19 protein-coding genes and 1 other annotated feature are annotated in these 25,133 nt (G+C 55.3%); of the genes, 5 read left to right on the top strand and 14 right to left on the bottom strand.

What is annotated here, in order from left to right:
• Positions 1–9: 9 nt before the first annotated feature.
• From NSU18_RS23935 to NSU18_RS23910, 6 genes are all read right to left on the bottom strand, one after another.
• Positions 10–1,077 carry an ABC transporter substrate-binding protein gene (locus NSU18_RS23935; RefSeq protein WP_341016533.1) on the bottom strand — a complete coding sequence of 356 codons (1,068 nt, stop codon included), beginning with the start codon at positions 1,075–1,077 and terminating at the stop codon, positions 10–12.
• Positions 1,078–1,130: 53 nt separating this feature from the next.
• Positions 1,131–1,463, bottom strand: coding sequence for a ferredoxin family protein (locus tag NSU18_RS23930; protein ID WP_341016529.1), 333 nt, complete (start codon positions 1,461–1,463; stop codon positions 1,131–1,133).
• A complete protein-coding gene (locus NSU18_RS23925) occupies positions 1,460–3,067 on the bottom strand; it encodes an FAD-binding protein (RefSeq protein WP_341150226.1) in 1,608 nt (535 codons plus the stop codon). Before NSU18_RS23925 ends, NSU18_RS23930 begins: the two co-directional genes overlap by 4 nt.
• Before the next feature lie 49 nt (positions 3,068–3,116).
• Entirely contained in the window at positions 3,117–4,004 is an 888-nt protein-coding gene (locus tag NSU18_RS23920; RefSeq protein ID WP_341150225.1) for an ABC transporter permease, read from the bottom strand.
• A gap of 15 nt (positions 4,005–4,019) precedes the next feature.
• On the bottom strand, positions 4,020–4,841 hold the full coding sequence (locus tag NSU18_RS23915) for an ABC transporter permease (protein WP_341150224.1): 822 nt from the start codon (positions 4,839–4,841) through the stop codon (positions 4,020–4,022).
• 96 nt (positions 4,842–4,937) lie between these two features.
• Positions 4,938–5,714 (bottom strand): ABC transporter ATP-binding protein, encoded by a 777-nt coding sequence (locus tag NSU18_RS23910; protein WP_341016523.1) that lies wholly within the window; start codon positions 5,712–5,714, stop codon positions 4,938–4,940.
• A 505-nt stretch (positions 5,715–6,219) separates the two neighbouring features.
• Here NSU18_RS23910 and NSU18_RS23905 point away from each other — a divergent pair.
• Positions 6,220–7,416 carry an LLM class flavin-dependent oxidoreductase gene (locus NSU18_RS23905; RefSeq protein ID WP_341016522.1) on the top strand — a complete coding sequence of 399 codons (1,197 nt, stop codon included), beginning with the start codon at positions 6,220–6,222 and terminating at the stop codon, positions 7,414–7,416.
• A gap of 799 nt (positions 7,417–8,215) precedes the next feature.
• Here the strand turns inward: NSU18_RS23905 and NSU18_RS23900 are convergent.
• Both NSU18_RS23900 and NSU18_RS23895 read right to left on the bottom strand, forming a co-directional pair.
• The gene (locus NSU18_RS23900; RefSeq protein WP_341016518.1) at positions 8,216–8,443 is read right to left on the bottom strand and encodes a hypothetical protein; all 228 of its coding nucleotides are present in this window, start codon (positions 8,441–8,443) and stop codon (positions 8,216–8,218) included.
• Positions 8,444–8,447: 4 nt separating this feature from the next.
• Complete coding sequence (locus NSU18_RS23895) at positions 8,448–9,449, bottom strand: TIR domain-containing protein (protein WP_341150223.1); 1,002 nt, start codon at positions 9,447–9,449, stop codon at positions 8,448–8,450.
• A 239-nt stretch (positions 9,450–9,688) separates the two neighbouring features.
• On the opposite strand from NSU18_RS23895, the gene NSU18_RS23890 reads away from it, so the two are divergent.
• On the top strand, positions 9,689–10,861 hold the full coding sequence (locus tag NSU18_RS23890) for an N-acetylmuramoyl-L-alanine amidase (RefSeq protein WP_341150222.1): 1,173 nt from the start codon (positions 9,689–9,691) through the stop codon (positions 10,859–10,861).
• A 7-nt stretch (positions 10,862–10,868) separates the two neighbouring features.
• Here the strand turns inward: NSU18_RS23890 and NSU18_RS23885 are convergent, their stop codons facing one another.
• From NSU18_RS23885 to NSU18_RS23875, 3 genes are all read right to left on the bottom strand, one after another.
• The gene (locus NSU18_RS23885) at positions 10,869–11,873 is read right to left on the bottom strand and encodes an HD-GYP domain-containing protein (RefSeq protein WP_341016515.1); all 1,005 of its coding nucleotides are present in this window, start codon (positions 11,871–11,873) and stop codon (positions 10,869–10,871) included.
• A 107-nt stretch (positions 11,874–11,980) separates the two neighbouring features.
• On the bottom strand, positions 11,981–13,561 hold the full coding sequence (locus NSU18_RS23880) for a response regulator (protein ID WP_341150221.1): 1,581 nt from the start codon (positions 13,559–13,561) through the stop codon (positions 11,981–11,983).
• Between the two features lie 75 nt (positions 13,562–13,636).
• Positions 13,637–15,466 carry a sensor histidine kinase gene (locus tag NSU18_RS23875; RefSeq protein ID WP_341150220.1) on the bottom strand — a complete coding sequence of 610 codons (1,830 nt, stop codon included), beginning with the start codon at positions 15,464–15,466 and terminating at the stop codon, positions 13,637–13,639.
• A 154-nt stretch (positions 15,467–15,620) separates the two neighbouring features.
• Between NSU18_RS23875 and NSU18_RS23870 the strand changes: the two genes are divergently transcribed.
• From NSU18_RS23870 to NSU18_RS23860, 3 genes are all read left to right on the top strand, one after another.
• Entirely contained in the window at positions 15,621–16,511 is an 891-nt protein-coding gene (locus tag NSU18_RS23870) for a carbohydrate ABC transporter permease (protein ID WP_036730439.1), read from the top strand.
• A complete protein-coding gene (locus NSU18_RS23865) occupies positions 16,511–17,347 on the top strand; it encodes a carbohydrate ABC transporter permease (RefSeq protein WP_036730441.1) in 837 nt (278 codons plus the stop codon). Before NSU18_RS23870 ends, NSU18_RS23865 begins: the two co-directional genes overlap by 1 nt.
• 124 nt (positions 17,348–17,471) lie before the next feature.
• A complete protein-coding gene (locus tag NSU18_RS23860; RefSeq protein ID WP_341150219.1) occupies positions 17,472–18,788 on the top strand; it encodes an ABC transporter substrate-binding protein in 1,317 nt (438 codons plus the stop codon).
• A gap of 672 nt (positions 18,789–19,460) precedes the next feature.
• On the opposite strand, the gene NSU18_RS23855 is transcribed toward NSU18_RS23860, so the two are convergent.
• The 3 genes from NSU18_RS23855 to NSU18_RS23845 all read right to left on the bottom strand — a co-directional run bounded on the left by NSU18_RS23855 (position 19,461) and on the right by NSU18_RS23845 (position 25,081).
• Positions 19,461–20,768 carry an Nramp family divalent metal transporter gene (locus tag NSU18_RS23855; RefSeq protein ID WP_341016505.1) on the bottom strand — a complete coding sequence of 436 codons (1,308 nt, stop codon included), beginning with the start codon at positions 20,766–20,768 and terminating at the stop codon, positions 19,461–19,463.
• A gap of 537 nt (positions 20,769–21,305) precedes the next feature.
• On the bottom strand, positions 21,306–23,009 hold the full coding sequence (locus NSU18_RS23850) for a glutamine--tRNA ligase/YqeY domain fusion protein (RefSeq protein WP_341150218.1): 1,704 nt from the start codon (positions 23,007–23,009) through the stop codon (positions 21,306–21,308).
• An 81-nt stretch (positions 23,010–23,090) separates the two neighbouring features.
• Positions 23,091–23,353: a binding site (T-box leader), on the bottom strand.
• A 171-nt stretch (positions 23,354–23,524) separates the two neighbouring features.
• Entirely contained in the window at positions 23,525–25,081 is a 1,557-nt protein-coding gene (locus NSU18_RS23845) for a tetratricopeptide repeat protein (protein ID WP_341150217.1), read from the bottom strand.
• Between the last annotated feature and the right edge of the window lie 52 nt (positions 25,082–25,133).

The following is a 25,133-nucleotide window of genomic DNA, read 5'->3' as shown; positions in this document are numbered from 1 at the left end:
ATTCAGCTGTTATTCAAGCTGCCAATCGCTGATATTGAAATCCTTCTTGGCCAGCTTCTCATCGACGAGGAAATTCTTGGTGCCCTCCAGCAGCTTAAGGCCGTCATCCGTGAAGGCTGTATCCTTGATATCACTGATCGGAGTGACCTGCTTCGCGATTTCCGGGGTGGTATCTCCGATCTCCGCCAGGAACTGATAATATTCATCTTCATGCTGCTTCAGATCGGCCAGTGCCTTCTCCCGTGCCGCATTCCAGACCTTTGGGAAATCCGGGAATTTCGCAAGATACTCCTCCGACACTACGGTAGCGCTGCTTCCGAGCAGATCCGGATGGGTCGAAGCATCATCCAGATGGGTGTACCCCTGCTCTATCTGCTTAAGCGCCGCTACACCGTTATTGGTGGTCGCGTCTACATCGCCGCGGGCCAGTGCTGCGGTTGCATCGGGAATCAGCATGTGAACCAGCTTATAATCAGTTACGCCCTCCTGCTTCAGTAAGCCGACTACGTAACGGTGCATAAACGAACCTTTTTGGATGGCAATCGTCTTGCCCTTCAGATCCTGCACCGTCTTCGGCCCGTCCTTCTTGCCGATCAGATAACCAACCGTATGCGCTGAAGTCTGGGCGATCAGCCGGGTCTTGGCTCCTGAGGCGTAGGCGATAATCGCCGGGGTATCCCCGAGGCTGCCGAAATCAAGTCTTCCGCTGATTAAGGATTCCGTCTGATCCGGTCCGTTCGGGAAGCCGGTCAGCTTCACTTCGGTAATCCCATACTGTTTCAGTTCTTCCTGAATAATACCTTTGTAAAGACCCCACCCTTCCGCCCCTCCCGGCAGATTCAGCTTGTTGGAGCCGATGTATCCGAAATTCAGCACGGCCGGAACATTGCTTGCCGCCTTACCGCCAGCTGCTTCAGCGGTATTGGTACCTCCACTGCCTGCTGCCGGGCTGCCTCCCGAGCCTGTGTTATTGCCGCAAGCCTGCAGTACCAGCATGATCATCACCACAGCTGTAATCAGCGTGAGGCGTCCCCTTTTGCTCCATACACCTGTAATCTCTCTGTACAATCTGCTCATTGCTGTATTCTCCCCTCAGTCGTCTACTGGATGTTGTTCACGCATATCTGAAATCAGAATCCTGCCCGGGCCGCCAGCTTCACCATGAAGTCATGACTAGCCACCGGCTGTCTGCCCTTGCCCCAGCCTACCTTCTCGCGGTAGCCGCCAAGCAGGCCTTGCTGCTCAAGCTCTGCCTCTGTAATGCCGGTAAGCCCCTCGGAATCCGGAGCCACATACAGCGCGTCCACCGGACAATACAGCTCACACATGAAGCAGGTCTGGCAGTCGCTCTGCCGGGCGATTACGGGAATTCCGTTCTCTACCCGGTCGAATACATTGGTCGGGCAGACGGATACGCACTGGTTACATTCTACACACCGGTCAGCGCTGATGACTTCAATCACAGCAATACACTCTCCTTCGCTACCTCTTCTGCCTTCACCCATATCTGATCCAGTCCGCCGCTGATTAAGCGGTGATGCTGGCTGTCATCACTTCCCTTGAAGTCCTCCCGTTTGTGCATTCCCCGGGTTTCGGTGCGGGCCAGTGCGGAGTTGTACATCCAGCGTGCCGTTGCCGTCATCGCTTCGGCTTCACGCGCCTTCACGCCTTCCGGCGTGCGCTGGATTTCCCGGCTGCGCTGCTCCTTCCATAGTCCGTCCAGACGCTCCAGCGAGGACGCCAGCCCCTGCTCTGTACGGAACAGATTAATATCGTACGGTTTGACTTCTGCCTGCACAGCCTCCACATACTCTGCGGTTCTGGCCGCAGCTCCCGCCCTCACTTCCTGGTGAACCAGCGGTGAAGAGGATAGCCCGGCAGGTGCGCGGTGATCTGAATACCGGCCGAGTCCGGCTGCATAGGCGGCCGCCCCTTCTCCGGCGAAGGAGCCGGAGGACATCGCCCAGGCGGCATTATGACTGCCGCCTCCGGTGAATCCGCCGCAGATCAGCTCGCGGGTGGCGGCATCCCCCGCCGCGTACAAGCCGGGTACGCCTGTACCGCACTGCTCATCCGTAATCCGGATGCCGCCGGTCCCCCGGACGGTTCCCTCCAGCCGTAAGGTTACCGGGAAAATATCCTTAAAGGGATTAATTCCCCGCCGGTCGAACGGCAGGAAGAAATTCGTCTGTGCCACCCGCAGCAGCGGCTGCAAGGCCTCATCGGCTCCGTCCAGCTTCGCAAACACCTGGCGGCCGGCCAGCAGATTCCTGGCAATGACCGAGCGGCCCTTTTTGGAGCCCGCTCCTTCCACCACGCTGCCGTCCTCATAATAGAAGCTGGCATAGCTGTAATACGCGGTCTTCGTTACAGAGGAGAAGGTCGGGCAGATCGCATAGGCATTGGAGAACTCCATGCCGGACAGGCTCGCCCCTGCTTCCGCAGCGAATAAGTAGCCATCACCCGTCAGGACGTTGCAGCCCAGCGCCTTACTGAGGAAAGCGCAGCCCCCGGTGGCGATAACTACCGCCCCGGCATGCACGCTCCAGGTTGCTCCGCTCTGGGTCTGCACGCCGGCCGCTCCGGCTACCCCGTGCTCATCGGCGAGCAGCTCCAGCACGGGACTGTGGTCCAGAATCTTCACCCCCGCCTTCTTCACCAGCTTGCGCATCAGCCGCATATATTCAGGTCCCTGCAGACCCCGGCGGTATGGATTGCCTTCTTCGTCCACCGGGAACGGATAGCCGCTGACGCCCAGTCTGTTCATATTCTCATACGTACGGTCCAGCACCCGGTCCATCCAGCGCTGCTCGGCCAGCTTGCCGCCCATCGCGTAGCGGCTGGCCTTCGCTGCCTCGCGCAGCTCCGCCTCCGGCTTCACGTACCACACGCCTGTTCCCGACGGGGCAGTCGCACCGCTGGTGCCGCAGTAGCCCTTATCGGCCAGGATCACCTTCACTCCCTTGGCTGCGGCTGTAAGTGCCGCCCATGTTCCTGCCGGACCTCCGCCGATTACCAGTACATCTGCTGTCAGTTTCAATGCTTCCTTCAGTGCCGGTTGGTTCATGTTGTTGCCCCCTTGGTTTCATTAGCGTTAGCGTTGCAATAACCCGTCTTTACCCTTGATAGCTGTCCCGCCAGTACAGGAATCTGCGTTCAATGACGCGGAATAGCGAATCGATTAGCTTGCCGACCACGGCGAAAATAAGTATCCCGACAAATATAACTGCCGTATTGGAATTCTGCTTCGCTTCATTAATGAGAAAGCCAACCCCGGACTGTGATCCGATCAGTTCAGCAACCACCAGACCGATCCAGGCCACCGCCATCGATAAGCGCAGGCCCAGGAGAATGCCGGGCAGCGCAGCCGGCAGGATCAGCCGCCGCAGCTTCTGCAGCGGACTGAAGCCGAGCACCCGGGCCACTTCGAACAGCTTGTTGTCCACTCCCCGGATGCCCATGAAGGTATTAACATAGAGCGGGAAGAAGGAGCCGCTCATGATAATCACCACCTTAGAAATCTCCCCGAAGCCAAACCACAGAATAATTAGCGGGGCTATGGCCAGATGCGGAACCAGACGCAGAATCTGTATACTGGGGTCCAGCAGATAGGCTGCGCTGCGTAACAGGCCGGTCAATGTCCCCAGCAGCAGGCCGAGAATTCCTCCAATCAGGAACCCGAGGCCCGCCCGACCGATGCTGACGCCCAGATGGTGGATAAGCTCCCCCTTAACGGCCAGATCCGCAAATGCGGAGAGAATCGTCAGCGGTGCCGGAAGGAACTCCGGCGAGATCCAGCCTGTGCTCCCGCCAAGCTGCCATATGGCTAGTACTGCTGCGGGAATGGCTGCCCCGGTGCCCCAGTCATACAGAAGATTTTTCCAGACTACAGATTCTGTCTCTCTCTTGTTGTTAGACGCAGTAATTGAAGCAGTTCCGCTATAATCACGGGCTTCCCTTACCCCCTTGGCTGTCTTGATTATGGCTTCGATCCCTTCACTCATGCTACGCTTCCCCTCCTATCCCTGATAACTGTCCCGCCACCGGAGCAGACGCTGTTCAACCAGGCGGACAATCGTGTCACTCAGCAGCCCGACAGCGGCAAATATAATAATTCCGACAAATACAACCGGCGTATCAGCGAACTGGCGGGCATCTGACATCATGTAGCCGATCCCCGAGGTAGAAGCAATAAGCTCCGCGACCACCAGTCCCAGCCAGGAGAGTCCCAGCGACAAACGCACCCCGAGCATAATATTCGGTACCGCCGCAGGCAGCACCAGCCGTACAATCTGCTTCCCTCTGCTGAAGCCAAGGACTCTGGCTACCTCAAACAGCTTGTTATCCGTCCCGCGTATACCGATAAAGGTATTGATATAGACCGGGAAAAACGCGCCTTTGGCAATCAGCAGCACCTTGGATTCTTCGCCGATGCCGAACCAGAGAATGAACAGCGGCACTACGGCAAGGCTCGGAATCATCCGGATCATTTGCAGCGAGGGGTCCAGCAGCTTCTCCGACCGGCGGAATAATCCGACCAGTATGCCAAAGAACAGGCCGAGCCCGCCGCCAAGCAGAAAGCCTGACAATGCCCGCAGGGCACTGATTCTCAGGTTGCTCCATAAATCCCCGGCAGACGCCAGCGTAATGAAGGACTGGGCAATCGTATAAGGCGTCGGGAACAGCATCTCCGAGATCACTCCGTAATGGCCCAGCATCTGCCACAGGATCAGCACTCCTGCCGGAAGCAGCAGCCCCAGACCGGCAATGACCACTTTTCCGGGTCCATCAGACCGTCCGGTTCTTCCGGCATTTCCTGCTGCTGCAGTTCTTTGAGCCATGGCTGTCCCTCCTTCTGAATGAATTAATATATTCGTATGGATTAAGTCAGATATAAATCAGCGCTTAGCCTTACCACAATAAGCATCTGGTTTACTTTATATTCCAGCCCCGTCCTTCAGCTCCAGCTCATCCACCTTCTCGAAGTAATTCAAGACCTTGAGCCGCAGCTCCTGAAAGGAGGTTGTAGTTTTGGTGCGCGGATACGGCAGGTCAATGGGAACGATTTTGCGGATTCGCCCGGGACGGGGCTCCAGAATGACCACCCGGTTGCCCAGGAACACGGCTTCATCAATATCATGTGTCACAAAAATCATCGTTGTCCGGTTACGCCGCCAAATGTCGAGCAGCACCGCCTGCATATGCGCCCGGGTAAAAGCATCCAGCGCACCAAAGGGCTCATCCAGCAGCAGAACCTTGGGACTGCGCAGCAGCGCCCGGGCAATCGCTACCCGCTGGGCCATCCCTCCCGACAGCTCGCGGGGATAGGATTTCTCGAAGCCGCCAAGCTTCACCAGCTCAATCAGCTCATCTACCCGCTGCCGGATATCCGGCCTGCCCAGCGGCAGATCCGAGGCAATATTCTTCTCTACCGTAAGCCAGGGAAACAAGCGGTGCTCCTGAAAAATAAACCCCTTATCGATTCCCGGCCCGCTGATCGCTGCCCCCTCCAAAGTAACACTGCCCGTATAGCCGGTATCCAGACCGGCGATGATGCGCAGCAGGGTGCTTTTGCCGCAGCCGCTGGGTCCAATCACCGTAATGAACTCACCCTCCTGCACCTCCAGCTCCACATCCTCCAGCGCATGCACCAGGCCCCCGGCGGTACCAAAGTGCTTATTCAGTTCTGTGATAGACAACAAAGCCTCGCCCATATCTGCTCCTCCTTCTGGCTGAATTCCCTTAGCAAGTGGAAACGGCTTTTCCGTCCTTTTAAAAGGACGGTACCGTTTCAGCGAGAAAGATAAGAATAGTTATAGCGAGAAGCATATAAATTCTTATCTTTCAACAAAAAAACAGAAGAACCTCGCGCAGCAATCACGCAGGCACCTCTGTATGTACAGTCGGCAAATTATAATCCAAAGTAAGTTGATTGGAATTTGTAAATTTAAAATATCACCCCCCAGGTGATCTGTCAATAAAAATACACAATATCCGGGCGGATTAATTTGATTTAGTACTGACATTCTTCTAAAACTATGAAACAGTAACTAGGAAGCAGCCACGATGAAACAGCAAATGTTAATAAGTTCGCAAACTTCCACTCATATACTTACAATTAGTAAGTATATGTGTTATACTGGGCTATATCTTTGCATTAACGGACAAGCTTACAAGATAACTGCTGCTCACTATTATGGATGATAAGGGGTCTGTACCATGAATGATCAAGGGAACAATGAAGGAAATACACAAGCTAATGAGCAACTAAATACTCAAGCGAATATAGAAGCGGATGCGCAAGCGGATATACAAGCGAATACGAAAGCCAAAGAAGCAAGCCTGCCGGAGTTTGAATTCGGCATTTATACATTGGGCGATATCGTCACCGATTGCCATACCGGACAACGTATCAGCCCCGCCCAGCGCCTGAAGGAAGTGATTGCCGCCGCGAAGCTGGCCGATGAGGCCGGGCTGGATGTGTTCGGCGTCGGGGAGCATCACCGGCTGGATTTCGTGATCTCTTCGGTGCCCGTTGTCCTAGCGGCCATTGCCCAGGTTACACAGCGGATCAAGCTCACCAGCGCCACGACCGTGCTAAGCACCATTGATCCCGTGCGGGTTTTCGAGGATTTCGCCACCCTGGACCTGCTGTCGGACGGGCGGGCTGAGATTATTGCCGGGCGCGGCGCTTTTCTGGAATCGTTCCCGCTATTCGGCTACGAGCTGGAGGATTACAAGCAGCTATTCAGCGAGAATCTCGATCTGCTGCTCACCCTGAACCAGCATGAGGTCATGAACTGGCAGGGCAAATTCCGCTCCCCGCTGCATAACGCCGAGATTGCTCCGCGTCCGCTCCAGCAGAAGCTGCCGCTCTGGGTCGGCATCGGCGGCTCGGCCGAGAGCGCAGCGAAGGCCGGGGCCCTTGGCATCGGCATGGCGATCGCGATCCTGAGCGGCAGCCCGGAGCCGTTCCAGAACCTGGCCGGCACCTACCGCCGCGCCGGGGCCGCCGCCGGCCACCAGCCGGAGGACCTGAAGATCGCCATCACCAGCCATGGCTACATTGCCAAGACCTCTCAGCAGGCACTGGATGAGTATTATCCTTATTACTACAGCTACCGTAACAGCATCAGCCCGCGCCCCGGTCAGGAGTACCGGATCTCCCGCAGCGAATTCGGCAGGTTCACCTCCCCGGACAACACCCTGGCCGTGGGCAGCCCGCAACAGATTATCGAGAAGATTCTCTATCAGCATGAGCTGTTCGGCCATAACCGCTTCATGACCCAACTCGACATCGGCGGCCTCCCCTACCCCAAGGTAGCCGCCGCCATTGAACTGCTCGCCACCGAGGTCGCCCCGGTGGTGCGCCGCGAGCTTGCGAAGAACCCGCGCGGAATTGCCTCCGCGCAATAGGGGACTATTGCGCGGGATGGGGTGCCGCCTAACTGATTGGCTCATTTAACTAACAGCTACTTGAATCAGGTGCACTTGTGCTCCTGATTTGCTCGTTTAACTAACTTTTACTCGATTCAGGGGCACTTGTGCTCCTGATTTGCTCATCTAACTAACTTTTCCTTGATTCAGGTGTACTTGTGCTCCTGATTTGCTCATTTAACCAACTTGCACTCCTCATCCGACCTACTTTCAGCACCATCAAGGGGATTTATCCCTCTCATTTCCCCATCCGGCCCACTTTTCAGCTCCATCAAGGGGATTTATCCCTCTCATTTTCTCATCTGGCCCACTTTTCAGCGTCACCAAGGGGATTTATCCCTCTCATTTCCCCATCCGGCCCACTTTCAGCACCACCAAGGGGATTTATCCCTCTCATTTCCCCGTCCAGCCCACTTTTAAGCGCCACCAAAGGGACTTATCCCTCTCCCTCTCCCTCTCCCTCTCCCTCTCACTCTCACTCTCACTCTCACTTTCCCTATCCCCATCCCCATCCCCTCTAATCCCCGCCGCAGCACTCGGCCCGCTTCCAGCAGAGTCCACAGAATCACCCTAATTCTTATATTAGTTTAAATTCAAGACCCGGCAGACGGAGAAAGCCACGGATGTGAGTGAGCAGGCGCATCAGGAGAGCTTCTAACCTAAGTGGCGGCGGCCGTTCGTTCCTTCATTCGTTCTTCGTTCCACCATTCGTTCAAAATACAAAAAAAGCCCCCAGCAATCGCTGGGGACCTGTTCAATAATATGATTTAGCCAATGTTCAGGCAAATGATGGCTTGTTATTATCCACTTTACCGCTGATCAGCTTCTTGTACTCGTCGTCGCCACCCTCCACGGATGGTGCCAAATACACGCTTGACGCTGAGGGCGTAAGCTTGGGGCCGGATTTGCGTCTTGTGCGGCCTTTGCCTCCCGCGCTGTTGCCGTCACCGCTTGCAGACCGGCGGACAGTACTGGATACACTAACGGCATTCTTCATATTCTTCATCCTGTTAGTCCCCTCCCACTAAATGATTGACGGTGCGGAACAAATCCCGGTTATAGGCCACGACTGCTGTAATATCCTCTGCCGATAATCCCTGACTTCCTGAGAAGTGCACGGACAGCACATGGTTCTTACCTAAAGGATAGCATAGGATATATACCTCCGCAACTTCCGTACGCTGTAAAAAAGTCCATTCTTTTGCCAAAAAAGCATCCAGCACCCCCGGCTTCACACTCCCGTCCTCGAAGGCGGAGAACGGATACATCTGCCCGCGTCCCACATTGCCGCCGACCTGCTTCAGGGCCGTTTCCGCTTCGGCCCGCCACATGGCCGCTCCGATGACCCGGCAATCCTCCGGGGGCAGGAAGGAATTGCGGACAGCTTCGCTCAGTGCCTGATATTTCTCGCCTGCCTGCGGCGGCGTTACATTATTATTATATTGCCAAAAGAAGTGAAGGATACTTTCTTTTCGCCTAAGCTCTGCCCGAAGCTGCAACAGCTCTACAGCCGGGTCGTGGTACATCCCTTGTGCCTGAATACTGTCGATGATCTTGCCGCAGCTCACATCCACCGCCGCTGTAACATTGTCATGCTGCCACTCATATTCCAGCGGAGTTAGTCCCGACAGATCCGACAGCAAATGATACTCTTCCACATTCTCACCCGGGATCAGATCACCGCGGGCGGGCACCTGATCCGGCAGCAGGCAGAAGACCCGGCCGCGCCGCAGCCTTGCCCAGAACAGGCCCATTTCGAACTGGGTGTTGTCCCGGGTCACATAATAATATTTACCCCTAATCCGGGCTACATCATCCGGCGAGAACACAAAGACGGCAAAATCGCTGATATCCAGATTCCGCTCCAGCGCTTCCATGGTGTATTCATTCGGCCGGAAAGCTGCGGCATACCACGGATGGACCTCGGCGGTCCGCTTCAGCTGTTCGTGGATAGCCCTGGCATAGCGGATAGATTCTCTGGAAGAACCAATGAATAATCTAGGTCTGATCACGGCGGCACTCCTTTGTCTGTTTCCCCAATATGTAATAATTATACAGACATTTCCTGCCAACGAATAGGGCTTCGGGCGATATTCAACTGCTGCAGAGGAAGATAAGAGGATTGTAATTATCAGCGTTGTTAGCGGTAGTTGGAGTAGGTATTTATCTTCAATTTTAATTTTTCGGTATTCTCCTGCCGATGAAACGGGTAATAGAATGTTATCTCTAGGGGAAATGGGGCTTTATTTGTATGCGACAAAAAATACATACCGCAGTTCTGTCAGCCTGTCTGCTGACTTCATTCATACTGGCACCTGTCCTGCCGTCTTCTACCGCTTATGCTGCAACTGCTTACACAGCCAAAGTGTACGCCAGCTCCCTGAATGTACGCAGTGAGCCCGCTGCGAACGCTGCCGTCACAGGCTCTCTGGCTGCCGGAGCCACCGTTACCGTAACTGAGGAGCAGCATGGCTGGCTCAAGGTCCGGGCCGGCTCTGTCTCCGGCTGGGTAGCCGGTTACTACCTGAAGCGAACCAGTGGAAGCTCCTCCACCAGTGCCTCTTCCAGCCCCACCGCCTCCAAGGCATCGGCCACGGCAGCGGTCAAGACTACCTCAGCCTCCAGCGGAACGGCTGTCGTGACCGCGTCTTCCCTGCGCATCCGCAGCGGGCCGGGAACCGGTTATGAGGTGGTCGGCTCCCTGCAATCCGGCAACAAGGTGACCCTCCTGCTCCGGCAGGGAGAGTGGGCGCGGGTCCGCACCGCCGGAGGAACGGTCGGCTGGGTATCCTCCGGGTATTTGTCAGGCGGAACCGTCCGCAGCGCAAGCACGGTCAGCTCGAATAGCCAGGCTCAGAGTGTGGTACGGAAATCCGGCAGCATCCGGGGCAAGCTGATCATAGTGGACCCTGGCCACGGCGGCACCGATCCCGGCATGCTCGGGACAACCTATGACACGATGGAGAAGGATCTGACGCTCCAGACCTCCCTGTACCTGCGGGATTATCTAACCGCCAAGGGAGCCAGAGTGGAGATGACCCGGACCCGCGGGGACCAGAAGCCTGCGCTCTCCCAGCGGGTGCAGCTCGGACGGCAGCTCGGTGCGGACGCTTTTGTCAGCATTCATTATAATTCATCGCCGAAGAATGTCTCCGGCACGCTGACCTTCTTTTATTCGCAGCAGAATGATCTGCGGCTGGCCCGGGCAGTGGAGACCCGGCTGGGTGAGGGCATCGGTCTGCGCAGCAACGGCCTCTCCTTCGGCGACTACCATATTCTGCGGGAGAATCCGCTGCCGGCCACCCTTGTAGAGCTGGGCTTCCTGTCGAACCCGTACGATGAATCGATTGTGCGCAAAGCGGCTTATCAGCGGAAGGCGGCTCAAGCAGTCGCTGAGGGAGTGGCCGATTATTTCAACCAGTAGACCGGAATCAGAGGCTGATCTCCCGGATGTTAAGCTCCGTTCTTTTGCTCAGATCAATATATTCATCCCCGATGCGGATCAGCGGAGTCTCGATGTCATGCGGGTTCAAGTAGACAATCTCGCCGACCCGGCCATCGGTTAGGACAACTTCACGCCCGACAGACCGCTTCACGATATTTTCCAGAAAAACGGTTACAATATGCGGGTCCAGCGCGCCGAAGCTGCCTCTTCTCATCTGATCCACAATCATATGGAACGGCGTCGGTTCATGATACGGGCGCTTGCTGGACATCGCATGAAAAATATCGGCCACGGCCACTATTTTGCTGTACGGATCGATCTGTTCGTCCTTCAGCCCCAGCGGATATCCCTTGCCGTCGTTTCGCTCATGATGCTGAAGCGCCACCAGGGCAATGCGTGAATTGGCTCCGGCGGTTTCTTTGAGGATCTCGTAGCCATAGACGGTATGTTTCTTCACCTGAGTGTATTCCTCGTCCGTCAGCTTGCCGGGCTTATTCAGCAGCTCTGAGGGAATCTTCAGCTTGCCGATGTCATGCAGAGTTGCAGCCATGGAGAGCACGGACAGCTCCGCTTCACTCATCTCCAGCCATCTCCCGATCAGGGTAGAGAGCACCGCAACGCCGACATTGTGCTCATATGTATAATCATCCTTGCCCTGCACCGAATGGAACAAGGCGAAGATATCCGGGTTGCGCGAGATCTCCTGGATAACCGGAAGAACTTCCTTGCGTATATCCGCCAGCGGGATTTTGCGGGAGATCCGGTAGGATTCGAATAATTCCTTGGACAGATCCACTGTATTGTTGACCATCTTCTGGTAGGAGGGCGTCTGGTCAGCCTCATCTGCAAAAAGAATGTCGAATCTGTCGATTTTTTGTTTGCGGATAAGCTCCAGATGCTCGGCAGTCAGTCTGCTTCCCGCCGGAATTACAGTCACTCCATAGGCATTAATCAGGTCATTCTTAATCGTTCTTCCCAGATCATTGTCCATATTATCCAGCTCTCCCCTATAACCGCAGCTATGTATTCATTGCCCATATAGCTATTATCGGTTGCAGACCGGGAAATGCTGAAAGGCAGGCTGTGAACGATACATACTCACGCTTCTTCTTCCTGCTTGCGGTATTCTCTTGGCGTAAGGCCGGCGGTTTTCTTGAAGACACGGCTGAAATACTTCTCATCCTCATAGCCCACCAGCTCCGCGATCTGCGACAGCCGCAGATTCGTATTCTGGAGCAGCGTCTTCGCCTTCTCCACGCGGAGACCGGTCAGATAATCCGACAGATTCTCCCCGGTAACCTGCTTGAACTTGCGCGACACGTTCTCCCTGCTGATGAAAAAGCGTTCCGCAATATGCTGCAGTGTCATCTCCTGCGCATAGTTCCGGTCCAGGTACTCCCTGATCTCCTGGACGAGCCGGCTGTCCGGGGCCTGCGGGCTGCTCTTGGACAAGCGGTGCAGCAGCGATTTCAGCCGGAACTGCCAGTTCTCCACCGAGAACAGCCCCTCGGCGTCATAACAGCGCTCCAGGCTGAGCTCCTCCTCCGGCCGCCAGCGCTTCAGAACCCCCAGAATCTCCGTCTGCTGCTGGAGCAGAACGCGCTCCGTGAGCAGCGGCAGCCCGGCCAGATGCCCGGCCCACTCCTCCGCCACCCGCTCCATCCGCTCCAGATCGCCGGACAATACGGCGATTCTAAGCTTATCCAGCCGTTCCTCCAAGCCGTAGTCGTGTGCAGGTCCACTTCCGTCCCCATGCGCTCTGAAGGGATGGATTCGCCCGTCCCGCTGTAATAGATTCCGCTCCGCAAGCGCCTGTCCTGCCTGTTCAAAAGCAGACCGCAGCCCTTCCGGCAACGGGTTCAGCGGACTAAGCCCGATATCCAGCTGAACGCCAAACGCCTGGCGGATGGCTTCATTCATGCGGTTAAGCATCTCCTCCGCCTGGGCCGCAGCGCTCCACAGCAGAACTACAAGCTCGCCGCCGCCCTGCCAATTGCGGAAGGCATAGCCGTTCTGGTCTGCGGCCATCACTTCATTGCAGACATTAGCCAGCACGAAGGCCGTCAAGGCCACATCCCCGCGGAATCTCCGCAGCAGGTGGCAGTCTGCAGCTTGCAGCGGGATGACGGCGATTCTGCACTCCTGCGCCCCGATCGGCATCCCCAGCTCTTCACAGAGGGACAGCTTCAGCTCATGGAACGAGGCCTGTCCGCTCACCAGATCGGACAGCATCTTGTCCCAGTAGAGCGGACGCAGCGCGTTGAGCTGCATGTTCTGGCGCTGCCGCCGCTTTCGTTCCGCTTCCTCTTCCATCCACAGCTTGAAGGCATGCTCCGCAGCGGCAATCAGCTGCTTGCTGTTCAGCGGCTTCAGCAGATAATCCGTACCGCCGTATACGATGGCCGGCTTCACATAATTGAAATCTTGATATCCGCTGATGACAATCGTCTTCGTATGCGGATAATGCCGGTGCAGCCATTCCAGCAGCTCCGCCCCGTCCATCAGCGGCATCCGCATATCCGTGAACACGACAGCCGGCTGATGCTCCTCCATGATCCGTGTCGCCTCCTGCCCGTTAGTCGCCTCATAGATCCCGGAGATGTTATAGCTGTCCCACGGAACAAAATAACGGATGGCCTCCCGCACATGCTTCTCATCATCTACAATCAGCACCTTCATCTCAGCCGCTCCTTTTAAGGATCATTTATCGTGTTAAATATTTATGCTGTGAGCTTCACTGGACAAAAGCCCAAATTAACGGTCTATCTCCTCCAGCGGAATAATCAGCGTAACGGTCAGCCCCTGGCCGTCTTCATTATTCTTAAGCTGCATCTCTGCTGCGCCTCCGAACTGGAGCCGCAGGCGGGCCAGCACATTGTACAAGCCGATCTCCTCCTGGTCTTGCCGGCTGCTGCCTCTGAGGCAGGCCGTAATCTCCTCCAGCCGCTCCGGGCTCATGCCCCGGCCGTTATCCTTCACAGCAAGCACCAGCTTGGCCACCCCCTCCAGCCTGCACTCGATCTGGATCAGCCCCCCGCTTATCCCGTCAGCGAAGGCATGCTTGAAGATATTCTCCACAATCGGCTGCAGGATCATCTTCGGCAGGATCAGCTCCAGAGTCTCCGGCCCCGCTTCAACCACAAGCTGCAGATTCTCTTCGCCGAACCGCTCTGTCTGGAGAACCATATAGTTCTGCACATGCTCAATCTCATCACGCAGCGGTACCTGGGTCCGCTCGGTATTCATTGAATAACGCATCATGCTGCCCAGGGAATAGATGAGATCATACACCTTCGGCGCATTATAGCGCAAGGACAGGCTGGCGATGGATTGCAGTGCATTGTAGAGAAAATGCGGGTTCACCTGGGCCTGGAGCGCCTTCAGCTGATTCGTCTTGTTCGCCAGCTCCAGCCGGTATTCCTTAACGATCAGCTCATTGATCGTGCGGGTCATGCCGGTGATCTTGCGGGTAAGGAGCCCGAATTCGTCCTCCCGCTCGGCATCCATATGCGCATCCAGCTGGCCGGTCTGCACCTTCTGTGTGAAGTGAATCAGCTTCTTGATCGGACGGGTGAAGCCGATGGAGATCAGCACGGCACTGATGCCCCCGATCAGGAGGAACAGCAGTCCGATGCCCATATTGAACCGGGTAATTACCCTTGCGTCTGTGTAGAGATCCTCATACGGCACCAGCTTGATAATGCTTCCGCTGAACAGAGGGTCCTTGATCTGCTTGTACATTACAATCCCCTGGAAGCCGTCCTTCTTCCAGGCGAAATGCCCGCTGTCCTGCTCTGCGGGCAGACGGCTCCAGCCCGCAGTGACCGGCTTCCCGATCCAGTCCGGATCGGAGGCGAACAGCGCCTCGCCTTGCTCATTCAGCACATACAGGCGCTCGGTGTCTGAATTGTACATCGACTCCACAATCCCCTCCAGCTCCCCCAGCGTATAATCAATCGACAAATCTGCCAGTACGCTGTCACTAGGGGTCCGGTAGATGGGAAAATGAGCCGTAAAAACCGGCACGCTCCCCGGCTTCAGATTGGGGAAGCCGGACTTCACTCCATATTGATGGTCCATATGTGCCACTTCGAGATATGGTCGGTAGGTGCCTGCAGCAAGCCCGCTCGCCGCGGCATAGCTGCCGTTATCCTCACGGCGGAAATACCCCTTAAGCAGCAGATTGGACTGCCTGGCAGCCCTCACATACAGATGAATCTGATACGTATTGCGGTCAGAGAGAAACAGATTGTACAGCTGGGTAGAGATGATGGCCCGGGTGTCCGGCAGAATCGTGCCAGGCGGGGCCTGAGCGGAATTTTTGGCGGTAAGCAGGGTGGTGTAAAAGGAGCCGGGAACATTAATTCCACTATATAGCGACATCGCCCGCTGATTCATGCCGCTGAAATAACTCCGGAGATTCGCCTCCCCCAGCGTCAGCAGCTTCGTATTCTGCTTCACGGACTGGTCCGTAACCGACTGCCTCGTATAAAGATAAGAGAAGGTCACAGAGATGCCTGACGGGATCACTGACGCCAGCAGCACTAAGGCCATCAGCCGTGTACGGATGCTGTTCTTGAACATGGGGGAACCTCCTACAAGTTATGTGGCCGTATGGCCTGCAATATAATCCACTTTTCCCGGCATGAAATGAAGTGTTAGCGGTGGCCCGGGCTTTCTATAATCAAGCTGTGAACCCGTAGATAGCTTACCCAAACTTACCCAAAGGAGAGTCTATATGAGAAAAACTCTAGGTATACAGCGCGGCTGGGGACAGCAAATCGTATTTCTCGGCCCCTGTCTGCTCTTTTTCCTGACCATTGTGGTCACCCCGTTCTTCCTTGGCTTCTACTACTCCTCCACGGACTGGAACGGGCTGGATCTGGACAAAGCGGTCTGGACCGGCGCGGCCAACTGGAAACGGATTTTCATGAATGACGATAAGTTCTGGGAGTCCCTGGTCTTCACCCTGCGCTTCACCGTAATCTCGGTTGTGGCTGCCAACGTGCTTGCGCTGCTGCTGGCCTTCATTCTAATGACGACGCTGAAGACGAAGAAGCTGCTCCGTACTGTCTTTTTCATGCCCAATGTGATCGGCGGCATTCTGCTCGGCTACATCTGGCAGTTCATCTTCACCAAGGGCTTCGCTACAATCGGCGAGCTGACCGGGATTTCATTCTTCCAGCTGCCCTGGCTGGGCACGCCAAGCACCGGGTTCTGGGGTCTGGTGATCGTGTTCGTCTGGCAGACGGCCGGTTATATGATGGTCATCTATATCGCCGGACTGGCCGGGATTCCGAAGGATCTCATTGAAGCTGCCCGCATAGACGGTGCCCGCGCTCCGCAGCTGTTCAAGAGCGTCTACATCCCGCTGATTATGCCGGCGATCACCATTTGCCTGTTCCTGACGACCTCCAATGCCTTCAAAATGTTCGACCTCAACCTGTCGCTGACCAAAGGCGGGCCGGGCACCTCGACCCAGTCGCTGGCCTATAACATTTATGCGGAGGCGCTGATCAACAACCGGTATGGCCTGGGTACAGCCAAAGCGCTGCTCTTCTTCGCCGCCGTCTCCCTGATCACCGTCACCCAGGTCTGGCTTACCAAACGAAAAGAGGTGTCCGCCTAATGAACAGCAGCCGCTACCGCCCGGGCAACTTCATCCTCGAAATTGCCGCCATTCTGCTGGCTATTGTCTTCCTGTCACCGTTCTATCTGGTCCTGAGCAATTCGGTCAAGGGGCTGAAGGACATCCTGATCGATGCCGCTTCCTGGCCGCAAGTATTCCACTGGAGTAACTATTCCAAGGTCTGGGATGCCATTAACTTCCCGCAGGCCTTCTTCAACTCTCTGACCATTACGATTCTAAGTGTAATCTTCATCGTCCTGTTCAGCTCGATGGCCGCTTACCAGATTGTGCGCAAGCCGACACGCTTCAATTCCTTCGTCTTCCTGCTGCTGGTCTCGGCGATGATCATTCCGTTCCAGTCACTCATGCTGCAGTTGGTCCGGGTGACCAGCCTGCTGGAGCTGCGCGGCGAGCTATACGGCATTGTGGCCTGTTATCTAGGCTTCGGGATGCCGCTGTCGGTCTTTCTGTTCCACGGGTTCATCAAGACCGTGCCTCTGGAGCTGGAGGAAGCCGCGCGGGTGGATGGCTCGAATCCGTACGGCGTGTTCTTCCGGATCGTCTTCCCGCTGCTGCTGCCGATTATTGTAACCGTCATTATCCTGAATACGCTATGGATCTGGAATGACTACCTGCTGCCTGTCCTGGTGATCGGCGGGAATAAGGATCTGACGACCCTGCCTGTAGCTGTGACCAAATTCTTCGGACAGTACACCAAGAAGTGGGATCTGGCCCTTGCGGGTCTCGTCATGGCAATTACGCCTATTCTCTTGTTCTTCCTGTCGCTCCAGCGTTATATTGTGGAAGGCGTGACGGCAGGCTCCATTAAAGGGTGATCTCTCGGCCGGCTTTCCTTTGCAGCAATAATATCCACTTTTTCGAGCAACATATGAAGTGTAAGTCATCTTTGAATTCCATTACGCTCTAAGAGCAGGAACCACAGACCAGGGAGGTTATTCTATGAAAAGAAAGTTCGCGTTCATCATGGCAACCGTTTGCACCCTCATTATCGCAGGTTGCGGGAACAGCGGCAATACGAATTCCGCAGGCAATGGAAGCGCTACGAATGCTCCTAACGCGTCAACCGAATCCGCAGCACCGGAAGCCGGCAAAGCGCCTGCCAAGGATGTTACGATTAAGATGTTCCAGTTCAAGGTGGAAATTGCCGAGCAGCTGAATGCGCTCGCTGAAGAATATGAGAAGGAGACGGGGGTGAAGGTTGAGGTCGAAACGCACGGCGGCGGTGAGGATTACGGTGCACTGCTGAAGGCGGAGATTGCTTCCGGCTCTGAGCCTGAGATTTTCAATAACGGCGGGTATACAGCCCTTGTTCCTTATATGGACCGTGCCACTGACCTGAGCAATGAGCCTTGGGCCGCCCAGCTGATTCCGACCGCCAAGACACCGGCAACCGTAGACGGCAAGCTCTATGGCATGCCTATGAATGTTGAAGGCTACGGGCTGATCTATAACAAGGATCTGTTCGCCAAGGCCGGTATTACGGAAGAGCCTAAGACACTCCCGCAGCTCAAGGACGCTGTTGCCAAGCTGAAGACTGCCGGCATCACGCCGTTCGAAGCGACCAATGAGTGGTGGTCGATGGGGATTCACCTTGTTAACGTGGGTATGGCGCACCAGCCTGATCCCAAGCAGTTCATTGATGATGTGAAGGCGGGCAAACAGACCATCAAGGGCAACGCTGTCTTCAAGCAATGGCTGGATCTCGTAGATGTGATCATAGGCAATGCCCAGGACAACAAGATGACTACCGATTATGCGACCCAGGTGGCTGAATTTGCCTCTGGCAAGGCCGCCATGATGCTGCAAGGGAACTGGACGCAAGGCGATATCGACAAAATTGATCCGGCCCTGAACCTGGGCCTCCTCCCGCTCCCGATCAATAACGAGGAAGGCACCATCCTGGTGGGCGTGCCTAACAACTATATCGTGAACAGCAAATCCGCACATCCGGAGGAAGCCAAGGCCTTCCTGAACTGGATGGTCAGCTCGGAAACGGGCCAGAAGTATCTGACCAAGGAATTCAAGTTCATTCCGGCGGAAGCGAACATCACCGCAGATGCCGCTGATATCGGCCAGGTTGCCGTTGCTGTGCAGGAGAAATCCGGGAATGCGCTGGGCTGGAACTGGGATATGTTCCCTGACGGCGTCACCCAGGGCTTCGGCGCAGCCATGCAGGAATACCTCGGCGGCCAGCTGAACCATGACCAGCTGCTGGAGAAGCTGGACAAAGCGGTGCAGGATATTGTGAAGCAATAGCAGCAAGCTGATCCATTAACAGAAAAGAGGTGTCCCAGAAGCCGGCAAACGGCAAATGAGACACCTCTTTTGTTATGCGCATGATTTACGTACGACGCCCGGTGAGCACGCTCCGCAAACGGAATGTTGTTCCAATCGCTCTTGTATCCAGGTTTTTTTCATTCCCCTAATCGGTGAAAATCCGGATACAAAGGCGAACGCTCCGCTTCTCCGCGGATCATTCCGCCCACTCCGCTGTTTAAGGGTGGGAGTTACAAACTCTAATTCAAGTGCACATCTGCTCTTCATTCTCGCCTATCGCCCGCCTCCGGCAAGTTCAGGTGAACTGTACGTGGTATCCAATGTAGCTTCTTCCTTTCCTGGAGGTGCTCCACCTATCTCTCGCCAATTCCGAGACTTTCCGCTCACGGATCGCTTGTATGGATCGCATTGTTGCACATTTTGCAGGATTCCTCTAAAAAAGTTACGGGCTACGGTAGATTGTTGCATCTTTTGCAGGAATTCTGGTGTTTATAGCAAGTTAGCGCTGAATTTGTTGCATTTTATGCAGGATTTCAGCATAAGTCGCTTCTATGGGGCAGTATTGTTGCACATCTTGCAGGATTCCTCTATAAATGTTACTGGCCGTGGAGCATAGGGTCCACACTTCAAATAATCAATTCCATGCACAACTTACACAAACATCTCCACTACCAGAAACAGGTTCAGCGCGACCACCAGGGCGGAGATGATCCAGCCGAGGATGGTGGTGATCCGGTGGTTCACCAGCCCCTGCATGATCCGGCGGTCACTGGTGAAGATGACGAGCGGAATCAGGGCGAAAGCAATCCCGAAGGAAAGGACGACCTGGCTCATCACCAGTGCGCTGGTCGCATTAACGCCTAAAGCGATGATGGCGAGCGGCGGAATAATGGTGATCGCCCGGCGGAGGTAGAGATTGATTTTTTTATTAATGAAGCCCTGCATGACCACATCACCGGCCATTGTGCCCACCGACGAGCTGGACAGACCTGCGATCAGCAGGCTGAGGCCGAAGGAGATCGCTGTAACCGGACCCGCCAGATTGCGGAACTGCTCGAAGGCGATATCCAAATCCTCGACGACCAGACCATTCTTGAAGAACAGTGCCGCTGCGACGATGACCATAGCCATATTTACTGCACCGGCAATCAGCATCGCAATCAGGATATCGATGAATTCGAGCCGGAAAATCTGCTTCTTCTCCTTCTCATTAGCGCCGACGATACGGCTCTGGGTCAGCGAAGAATGCAGATAGATGGCATGGGGCATAACCGTTGCACCGAGAATCCCGGCAGCCAGCAGAATGCTGTCCACGCCTTCGAATCTGGGGGTGAACATCCCCGCCACTACGCTGCCTGCATCCGGCTTCGCCATAATGACCTGGAATACAAACGCCAGAACAACGATCATCACCATGCCGGCGATTCCGGCCTCAAGCGTACGGTAACCGCGCCGCTGTAATTCCAGAATGGCAAACGATCCTACCGCGGTGATCAGTGCCGCCGGAAGCATCGGGATGCCGAACAGCAGATAAAGTCCTAGCGCTGCGCCGATGAATTCCGCAAGATCGGTGGCGATAATGACGATTTCACTCTGAATCCACAGGAAGATCGACACGCCCTTCGGGAATTGCTCCCGCGCGACCTCCGGCAGATTCTTGCCGGTAGCAATGCCAAGCTTGGCGGATAAGGATTGAATCAGTACGGCCATCAGATTCGAGGCGAAGATGACCCAGAGCAGCAGATAACCGTATTTCGAGCCTGCGGTAATATTAGTGGCGAAATTGCCGGGGTCCAGGTAAGCTACGGAAGCTATAAAAGCCGGGCCCAGAAAAGGAAGAAGTCTCTTCAGTCCTTTGACATCTCCGTTAAGCACCGATTGCGCCGAATGTTTGTTAGTATGACCTGTATGACCCTTAAGTATAGGGGATGATTCTACTGCGGTATTTTGCTCCATCATGTTCTGTCCTCCTCTTGCCCGGAAAAAGTTGTCTATACACACGAAAGTTTCCCTGGTGCAACATTTGATCTGGTTTTATTATAATCCTCAAGATGAGAATTGTAAATGTATTTTCACTGGGTTTTCATACGCTGCCTGATCTTATGCCTGCACACCTAATCCTTCACCCATATTATGTAATTCGACTCTATAAAGTGAGGCTTATGCCTTATGTTATTACCCGCTCCCACAATCGGGCGAACTCCTTTGCTGGAGGTGATTGTACTTTGTGCGCTGTATAAACTACAATAGAAGCCGTTTTTTGATCGATTTTAATGAAATCTAATGTACAAAGTGCAGACAACGCTCTACTCCCAACCGGAAACGGTATTCTCCCGCTTGTCGACCCTTAACATGGCAGACGCCTCACGCAAATCAGCGATGCTCCCATAACAAGAGCATCGCTGATTGTGTAACTCTGTGAGCTTTTAAGAAATAGCCTTAGCGTAGCCAGTCCGTACAACGTTCCTAGAAGGTGTGAGAAAGGTCTTGTACTTATTACACTTCCGCAGATGTTGCTGCGTTGCCCTTCCAAGTGTCCTTAAGCGGGACAATTCGGTTGAACACCAGCTTCTGAGCTGTGCTATGCCTGCTGTCGATGCAGAAATAGCCGTGACGCAGGAACTGGTAGGTATCCCCGGGTTGAGGGTTACCGGCAAGCGGCTCCAGCAGGCAATCCTTAAGCAAGGTTGCGGAACCCGGATTGATGTATTCCTCCCAGCTCTCCCCTTCCTCCTTCGGCCCGTTGTTATCCGTCAGCAGTTGCTCATACAGATGTACGTCACTCTTCCGCGCATGAGCAGCCGAGACCCATTGCACGGTCCCCCTCACCTTCCGGCCGCTGAGTGTACCGCCGCTCTTAGTCTCCGGGTCGTAGGTACACCGCAGTTCGAGAATGGCTCCCGTCTGCGCATCCTTAATGACCTCATGGCAGCAGATAATATAACCGCCCTTAAGCCGCACCTCGCCGCCTGGAACCAATCTGCGGAAGCCCTTCACAGGCACCTCCATGAAATCGGCCCGCTCAATATAGAGCGTACCGGAGAACGGCACCTCTCTTGAGCCCAGCCCGGCATTCTCGGGGTTGTTATTGATAGTAAGCAGCTCGGAGGCCCCGGCTGCGTAATTGGTAAGCACGACCTTCAGCGGGTCAAGCACAGCCATGACAGCCGGCACCTTGGCCTTAAGATCCTGTCTCAGGCAATGCTCCAGCAGCGAGAAATCCACCATGGCCGTATTCCGGACCATCCCGATCTCCCGGACGAAATCCCTGATGCTCTCCGGCGTGAATCCCCGTCTGCGCAGTCCGCTGAGTGTTGGCAGCCGCGGATCATCCCAGCCGTCCACATAGCCCCCGGCAACCAGCTCCCGGAGATACCGCTTGCTGGTGACCACTCCCGTCAGGTTCACCCGGCCAAACTCCCTTTGCCTAGGGGCTTCCGGGATTTCCAGTTCCCGCAGCACCCACTCATACAGCGGCCGGTGATCCTTGAATTCGATCGAGCACAGCGAATGCGTCACCCCTTCCAGCGCATCCTGAATCGGATGGGCGAAGTCATACATGGGATAAATACACCAGGCATTGCCTGTACGGTAATGCTCTGCATGAATAATCCGGTAGAGCACCGGATCCCGCAGATTCATATTCGGCGAAGCCATGTCAATCCGCGCCCGCAGCACTTTGGCGCCGCTCGGGTATTCCCCCTTGCGCATTGCCCGGAACAACCGCAGACTCTCCTCCGGTGTGCGGCCGCGGTAAGGACTGTCCTGCCCCGGCCCGGTTAAGCTTCCCCGGTAAGCCGTTACCTCCGCTGCCGTCAGATCGCAGACATAAGCTTTGCCCTTCAGAATCAGCATCTCTGCACTGCGGTAGATCTCCTCCGAATAATCGGAGCCGTAGTAGATATGCTCCCCCGGACTGCAGCCGAGCCATTCAAGATCACGGATGATCGCCTCCACATACTCCTTATCCTCTTTGAGCGGGTTGGTATCGTCGTAGCGCAGGTGGAAGCGTCCGCCGTATTTACGGGCGATTCCCGCATTCGTATGGATGGCAAAAGCACTCCCGATATGCAGATAGCCATTAGGCTCCGGCGGAAACCGGGTGCAGATCTCCCGGCTGAAGACTCCGGCCTCCACATCCTCTCTAATCAGCTTATCCATATAATTCTCCGGCAGAGCCGGTCCATTATTCTCTGTCATTCCAATCTCCTCCTGTTTATGAGTGGTACACCGCTTGATCTGGATACAACAAAAAAGAACCTCACCTCCAAGACCGTAAGTCTTGGGGACGAAATTCTCGCGGTACCACCCCAGGTTTATTAATATGTCACCATATTAATCTCATCAAGTACGGCGCTGCCATCCGGCAGGGCTTATACTCTAGCTCTATAACAGGAGCTCCTGTCTACCATCCCCGGCTGCTGCCTGGTTCCGGTAAGCCGCTCAGAGGCTTGTTTCCATCCAGTCTTCCCTGCTCCTTCACACCAGCCGGAGCTCTCTGTGAGGGAAGAAACTGAATGTACTCTTCTCGTCATCGCGTTTAAATTATTGGATACAGAATATCAAATCTCACGCAGCGTGTAAAGGCCGGCTGCTTGCGGCAGGAAGACAATTACCCTAATGGATGTGCGATACTGGCGGTAGCCGGTTGGCCCATGGCCAACGTGCCTTTGCACCGTCCAATATAACCCCAGCCCAGAAGCTCCCCATCTACCCTACGCTTCGCTCAGCGCCGCCAGCAGCTCCAGTGCTTCCTCATGCTCCGGCTCGATCAGCAGGGATCTGCGCGTATAATCCAGCGCCGCCTCATCATCCTCCTGCTCATAGCTGCAGATCGCCAGGCAGTACAGCACGGTAATTACCGGCTCCTCCTCACTCGCCGCCTGCGAATGCTCCAGGAAGCGGCGGGATTCCCCGTACTGCTCCATCTCGAACAGCAGCAGGCCGCAGTCCAGCGCCAGATCATACTTTTGCGGCATCGGGTAGAAGCCCCGCCACATCCGGTCAATCCCCCGCTGAAGGTCCAGCAGCTCCTCGTCGCTGGCATCCGGCAGCAGCGCGGAGATCCGCTCGGCGCTCTGAATGAACAGCTCCGCGTCATATCCCCCCAGCCGCCAGAAGGCCAGGATCTGCTGCATGCCGATAGTGTCATAATTCTTGTCGATCCACACCTTCAGGCTGAAGAAATCATCCGGCCCGAACCGCTCGACAAACCGCCGGTAGGCCAGCCGGGTATGCGGATGCAGCATCGGCTCCTCCAGCATCAGGATGCAGCCCACATTGAGATTCTTATAATGATGCTGCGTGAACTGAGACTGTGCGCCTTTCCGCTCAAAAAAATGCACCAGCGCATGATAATTCGCCGTAAGCGAGATGCTGCCGTGGTGCATCAGCTTCGGCGGCTCGATAAATTCCCAGTTCTCCAGCCGGTGATCGCCCTTGTCGGCAGTGAGCAGCAGGAAGCTTCCCCGGGACAGTGCCCCCAGACGCTCCATGCAGGACAGGGCTGCCTCCGGGAACAATACATGTGAATCCTCCAGCTTGTCCAGATAGAAGGAAATCACTTCATGATAAGGATACGAGCTGTCTTCATAGCCCGCTGCACGCTTGTAATGGTATTCCGGCACCAGATCACGAAGCACCTCGGACGGCCCCATCGTAGCGGATTGCTCAGGATATTTCAGCGAGACCTCACATTCATAGATTTTGCCTTCATCCACATAGAGCAGCTCCTGCGGGATACTGTCGAAGAAATAGTTGGCGATCACCATCAGCGGCTGCTCCAGCTCCCCGGGCTTAATCACCAATCCGCTCTGCGTTAAGGACAGCTCCGTATCCCGGACCGCATCGAAGCGGGCAAAATCAAGCATTCCCTGCTCTACAAAAGGCTTCAGCCCCTCATGCTGCTGCCAGCCTTCAATGTTCTTCCACGGTAAATCACTCATCACGTAACGGAACGGCGGCAGCGGCACGCCCGCATACTGGATCAGCTCACAGAGCTGCTGGAGCACATGGAACGCCAGACGTCCCACTCCTGCACCCAGCTCCAGTACCACTACCGGCTCTCTAGTGAATCCCTTCTGCGCACGGTCCTGAAGAAAGCCGAAGATGATCTCAGCATATGCCGTTCCAATCATCGGATTGCTTGTAATATACTGCGGAACCTGGTCATTGGCCCAAGCCTGGAGACCCAGCTGTTCATAATAGGTGCGCTGCAATTCCCATATAGGCGCTTCGCTGAAGCGGTAGCGTTCTTGTCCACTTAATGTCATTAGTTCTAACCCTGCTCTCTGATTATCGTACGGATCTTTGTCCGGTAGTCAA

Origin of the sequence: Paenibacillus sp. FSL H8-0048 (assembly GCF_038002825.1) — a bacterium.
Taxonomy (GTDB): Bacteria; Bacillota; Bacilli; order Paenibacillales; family Paenibacillaceae; genus Paenibacillus_AQ.
Note: the sequence above shows the minus strand (reverse complement) of the source record. Positions and strands in the feature narration are given on the sequence as shown.

Excerpts from the sequence above, each read along its gene's own strand:
- NSU18_RS23935 (WP_341016533.1), bottom strand. The coding sequence starts at position 1,077 with ATGAGCAGATTGTACAGAGAGATTACAGGTGTATGGAGCAAAAGGGGA.
- NSU18_RS23925 (WP_341150226.1), bottom strand. The coding sequence starts at position 3,067 with ATGAACCAACCGGCACTGAAGGAAGCATTGAAACTGACAGCAGATGTA.
- NSU18_RS23920 (WP_341150225.1), bottom strand. The coding sequence starts at position 4,004 with ATGAGTGAAGGGATCGAAGCCATAATCAAGACAGCCAAGGGGGTAAGG.
- NSU18_RS23915 (WP_341150224.1), bottom strand. The coding sequence starts at position 4,841 with ATGGCTCAAAGAACTGCAGCAGCAGGAAATGCCGGAAGAACCGGACGG.
- NSU18_RS23910 (WP_341016523.1), bottom strand. The coding sequence starts at position 5,714 with ATGGGCGAGGCTTTGTTGTCTATCACAGAACTGAATAAGCACTTTGGT.
- NSU18_RS23905 (WP_341016522.1), top strand. The coding sequence starts at position 6,220 with ATGAATGATCAAGGGAACAATGAAGGAAATACACAAGCTAATGAGCAA.
- NSU18_RS23900 (WP_341016518.1), bottom strand. The coding sequence starts at position 8,443 with ATGAAGAATATGAAGAATGCCGTTAGTGTATCCAGTACTGTCCGCCGG.
- NSU18_RS23890 (WP_341150222.1), top strand. The coding sequence starts at position 9,689 with ATGCGACAAAAAATACATACCGCAGTTCTGTCAGCCTGTCTGCTGACT.
- NSU18_RS23885 (WP_341016515.1), bottom strand. The coding sequence starts at position 11,873 with ATGGACAATGATCTGGGAAGAACGATTAAGAATGACCTGATTAATGCC.
- NSU18_RS23880 (WP_341150221.1), bottom strand. The coding sequence starts at position 13,561 with ATGAAGGTGCTGATTGTAGATGATGAGAAGCATGTGCGGGAGGCCATC.
- NSU18_RS23875 (WP_341150220.1), bottom strand. The coding sequence starts at position 15,466 with ATGTTCAAGAACAGCATCCGTACACGGCTGATGGCCTTAGTGCTGCTG.
- NSU18_RS23870 (WP_036730439.1), top strand. The coding sequence starts at position 15,621 with ATGAGAAAAACTCTAGGTATACAGCGCGGCTGGGGACAGCAAATCGTA.
- NSU18_RS23865 (WP_036730441.1), top strand. The coding sequence starts at position 16,511 with ATGAACAGCAGCCGCTACCGCCCGGGCAACTTCATCCTCGAAATTGCC.
- NSU18_RS23860 (WP_341150219.1), top strand. The coding sequence starts at position 17,472 with ATGAAAAGAAAGTTCGCGTTCATCATGGCAACCGTTTGCACCCTCATT.
- NSU18_RS23855 (WP_341016505.1), bottom strand. The coding sequence starts at position 20,768 with ATGATGGAGCAAAATACCGCAGTAGAATCATCCCCTATACTTAAGGGT.
- NSU18_RS23850 (WP_341150218.1), bottom strand. The coding sequence starts at position 23,009 with ATGACAGAGAATAATGGACCGGCTCTGCCGGAGAATTATATGGATAAG.
- NSU18_RS23845 (WP_341150217.1), bottom strand. The coding sequence starts at position 25,081 with ATGACATTAAGTGGACAAGAACGCTACCGCTTCAGCGAAGCGCCTATA.